This is a genomic window from Acidovorax sp. LjRoot204 (assembly GCF_056175785.1).
Genome location: NZ_JBGFFF010000257.1, coordinates 1 through 4,017 on the forward strand (window position 1 = coordinate 1; position 4,017 = coordinate 4,017).

The following is a 4,017-nucleotide window of genomic DNA, read 5'->3' on the forward strand; positions in this document are numbered from 1 at the left end:
CAAACAGCCACTTCACAGTGCCGTCCGAGGACACATGCTCTGAAATAACGGGCAGTGACTCGACCTGCGCGCAGCCCTTGAGCTTGTCACGCAAGGCCTTGGCCAAGTCGCTCATGGCGTCGAAATCGCTGGCACCGCGCTGATGAATCCAACGAAACAGCTGGGTGGCGCGGAAGCGCTTTTCCCCCAGCCGCTCGCAAAACGCCGCCAGACCGTCGAGGTCGAATTCCAGCAGATTCGTGCTCATGGTGCCAAACCCACTGGAGACCAGGCATAGCTACCCCCATGACACTGGACTCCCACCAAGGTGGGTGCGGGCATGGGGAGCATCACCATCTCAGCGCGAGTAGATATTCAGGCCGGGGAAGAAGAATGCCACTTCGGCCTGTGCGGTTTCAGCGGCGTCGGAGCCGTGCACAGCGTTAGCGTCGATGCTGTCRGCGAAGTCGGCGCGGATGGTGCCMGSKKCYGCCTTCTTGGGGTCSGTKGCGCCCATSAGKTCRCGGTTCTTGRSGATGGCGTTCTCGCCTTCCAAGGCCTGGATCATCACAGGGCCGGAGATCATGAAGTCCACCAGGTCCTTGAAGAAAGGACGCTCTTTGTGCACTGCATAGAACTGCTCGGCTTCCAGACGCGACAGGTGGGCCATGCGGGCTGCCACGACCTTGAGGCCGGCAGCTTCAAAACGAGCGTAGATCTGACCGATGACGTTCTTGGCCACTGCGTCGGGCTTGATGATGGAGAGAGTGCGTTCGATTGCCATGTTGATTTCCTGAATGGTTGTTGCTGTGATTCGTTTGTCCACCGGACAAAGCCCTCGATTCTAACCGGGGAGCGTGAAGGCAGGAGCACTCAGCGCCCACCACCTCCGCGCCGGGGACCGCCGCCACCGGGGCGTCGTTTGTCCTGGCGGTGGCGCGAGAGGCTGTCCATGCCGATGTAGCCCACCGACGTTTTCATCGGATCGGGCTGTGCCGAGCCCCCACGCTGGCGATCGCCCCCTGCAGCGTTGTTGCCACGGGCAGGGCCCTGGCCGCCATCGCGGCGCGGCTTCTGGCCACGGGGGCCACCAGGGACGGCAGGCTGCGACATGTCCCGACGCGAGCCATCACCGCGYGGTCCACCACGGCCACGGTTGCGCGGCTTGCMATTGCGCCCGCCAGCACCAGCCCCTTCAGGACGTCCCTCAACAGGCTCGGGGCGCCCAGCACCTGCTGCCTGAACCAGTGCGCGGATATCACTCTCGTCCAGTTCCAKCCAGGCKCCGCGCTTSARGCCGCGCGGCAGCACCATGGCACCGTAGCGGATGCGGATCAGGCGGCTGACCGCATGACCCACCGACTCGAGCATGCGGCGTACTTCACGGTTGCGGCCTTCGGAGATGGTGACCCGGTACCAGCAGTTGGAACCCTCTCCACCACCGTCCTCGATGGAACCAAACGATGCCATACCGTCATCCAGGCGCACGCCGTCCAGCAGTTTTTGTTTTTCCTCGTTGCTCAGAGCACCCAGCACCCGAACGGCGTACTCGCGCTCCAACCCAAAGCGTGGATGCATCAGTTTGTTCGCCAGCTCGCCCGAGCTGGTGAACAGCAAGAGACCCTCCGTGTTCAGGTCCAGGCGTCCTACCGACTGCCACTTGCCCTGCATGAGTCGGGGCAGCTTGCGAAAGACGGTGGGTCGATTCTGGGGATCGTCATGGGTCACGACCTCGCCCACAGGTTTGTGATACGCGATTACGCGCGCCGGAGGGGGGTCGATGCGATAGCGGATCGGCTTGCCGTTGACCTTGACCTGATCGCCAAACTGAATGCGCTGTCCGATGTGAGCAGGTTCGTTGTTGACCGAAATCCGCCCCTCCAGGATCAATTGCTCCATCTCCAGCCGCGATCCCAGCCCTGCCTGGGCCAGCACCTTGTGCAGTTTAGGTGTCTCGACCTGCGGCAGCAGCACCCGCTTCTGCGGCACCGCGTCTGCGGAGGCATCTTCTTCGTCGAAACGACCGGACACGACATCCTCAAACTGATAGCCCTCAACGACAGGGGCAGCTCTGCGCTTGTCGCGCCCTGCCCCATCAGGACGCTGAGGCCGTTCACGAGATTCGCCACGAGGGGGCCTCCCTGCCTGCCGAGTATTGCCCTCGCCGTCGGCCGCCGATACGACCGCCTCAGGAGATATCGAGTCCATGGCGACCGCCTGCACCTGGGCCAAAGGCACCTCTGGCGCTGCAGCTTCCAACACAGGCGCCGAAGTACCGACCTGCATCGCCACCACAGCTTCAGGCACCGCTTCCTCGGCAAGGACAGCTTCCGCCTTTTTGCGAGGAGCCCGCTTAGCAGCCGGCTTTTTGACAGCAGGTACCGTATCAGCGGCATTCAACCCAGGCACTTCGGCCGGATTTTCGGAGGTCGAGTCGTTCATCAAGTATTTCCCTGGATACCACCCGAGGTATCAACATGGTCGTCGCGGAGATCAGTCTCCACATTCTGAAAAAAATCATCCACGGGTCGCCTGTCACCCATATCAGTCACAGCCTCCACAGACTCCACTGGCTCTTGCCCACCGACTTCGTGCGGCAAAGCCGCCAGCAGATCAGGCTCACCCCCGATGGCTACCTGGGCGGCGGCTGCCATGGCTTCCAACACATTCGCATTGCCTGTCGGGTCATCGAGCACCGGCAGTTGGTCCAGAGAATGCAGGCCCATATCGTCCAGAAACTGGCGGGTCGTGGCGAACAACGCCGGGCGCCCCACCGTTTCGCGGTGGCCAATGACCTCCACCCAACCCCGGTCTTCCAACTGTTTGATGATCAGGCTGTTGACCGTCACACCCCGAATGTCCTCGATATCCCCGCGCGTGACCGGTTGCCGGTAGGCAATGATGGCCAAGGTTTCCATGGTGGCCCGGGTGTAGCGAGGCGGTTTTTCGGGATGCAGACGGTCCAGGTATTCACGCATTTCAGGACGGCTCTGGAAGCGCCATCCCGTCGCCACCTGTACCAGCTCCACCCCACGCTGCGCCCAATCAAGCTGCAGTTCCTGCAACAGCACCTTGAGGGTGTCGGACCCCAGCGCGTCATTGAACAGCACCCGCAGCTCGCGCACGGGCACGGGCTGCTGCGCGCAGATCAACGCAGTTTCGAGGACCCTTTTGGCATCCACCGTGTTCATGGTTCAGCGATTCCTGGAAAAGTGCCACGCGTTGCAACGGGTGTCACATCAACAGCAGGGGCAATCATTGGTGCACCGCGCAATGGCGCTGGTGCGTTGGTAGAGCCCGGCGGGATTCCGGCTGCGGGCTAGGGCCGTCACGGCCGTTCAGGGCGCATTGTAGCCCAGGCCCCATTCTGACAGCGCCCGGCGAATATCGTCGGGTACAGGGGCACGGAACTCCAGAGGATCCCCCGTCACCGGATGCGCAAAAGCCAACCGGTAGGCGTGCAGGGCCTGGCGTTGCAAGGCGCCGACCGGTGCGCCACCGTACAAGGCATCGCCCACCAAAGGATGGCGCAGAGACGCCATGTGCACGCGAATCTGGTGCGTGCGCCCGGTGTGCAAGGTGCACTGCACCCAGCAACCACGCTCGCTTCCCTCCAGACACAGGAAATCCGTGCGGGCGGTTTTGCCAGGGTGTACCGCCAAGTCCACCACCGCCATGCGCAGGCGATTGCGAGGGTCCCGCCCGATGGGGGCATCCACCGAGCGGGTCGCCCCCCCCATCCAGGCACCATGCGCCATGGCCACGTACTGGCGCTTGACCTTGCGCTCGGCAATCAGCGCCACCAGGGCGTCCATGGTCGCACGGTCCCGGGCGACCACCATAAGACCGCTGGTGTCCTTGTCCAGGCGATGAACGATACCAGCCCGTGGCACCCGCAGTGCCTTGTCGTCGCGGGCCAGCAGGCCGTTGAGCAAGGTGCCGCTCCAGTTGCCTGGCGCAGGGTGCACAACCAAGCCTGCGGGCTTGTTCACCACCAGCAAGTGCTCGTCTTCGTACACCACATCAATCGCCATGGGC

The 4,017-nt window shown here is 63.1% G+C and carries 4 protein-coding genes and 1 pseudogene; all 5 read right to left on the reverse strand.

Annotated elements, in window-relative coordinates:
- A pseudogene (locus AC04MI_RS23915) lies at window positions 1–247 on the reverse strand (23S rRNA (adenine(2503)-C(2))-methyltransferase RlmN); the annotation flags it as partial.
- A 90-nt stretch (window positions 248–337) separates the two neighbouring features.
- On the reverse strand, window positions 338–763 hold the full coding sequence (gene ndk, locus AC04MI_RS23920) for a nucleoside-diphosphate kinase (protein ID WP_476498899.1): 426 nt from the start codon (window positions 761–763) through the stop codon (window positions 338–340).
- Between the two features lie 89 nt (window positions 764–852).
- Complete coding sequence (locus AC04MI_RS23925; protein WP_476498900.1) at window positions 853–2,421, reverse strand: pseudouridine synthase; 1,569 nt, start codon at window positions 2,419–2,421, stop codon at window positions 853–855.
- Window positions 2,421–3,170 (reverse strand): SMC-Scp complex subunit ScpB, encoded by a 750-nt coding sequence (gene scpB / locus AC04MI_RS23930; RefSeq protein WP_436077895.1) that lies wholly within the window; start codon window positions 3,168–3,170, stop codon window positions 2,421–2,423. The genes AC04MI_RS23925 and scpB overlap by 1 nt, the downstream gene beginning before the upstream one ends.
- 147 nt (window positions 3,171–3,317) lie before the next feature.
- Window positions 3,318–4,017: RluA family pseudouridine synthase (locus AC04MI_RS23935; protein WP_476498901.1), on the reverse strand; the 700-nt coding region annotated here is incomplete at its 5' end.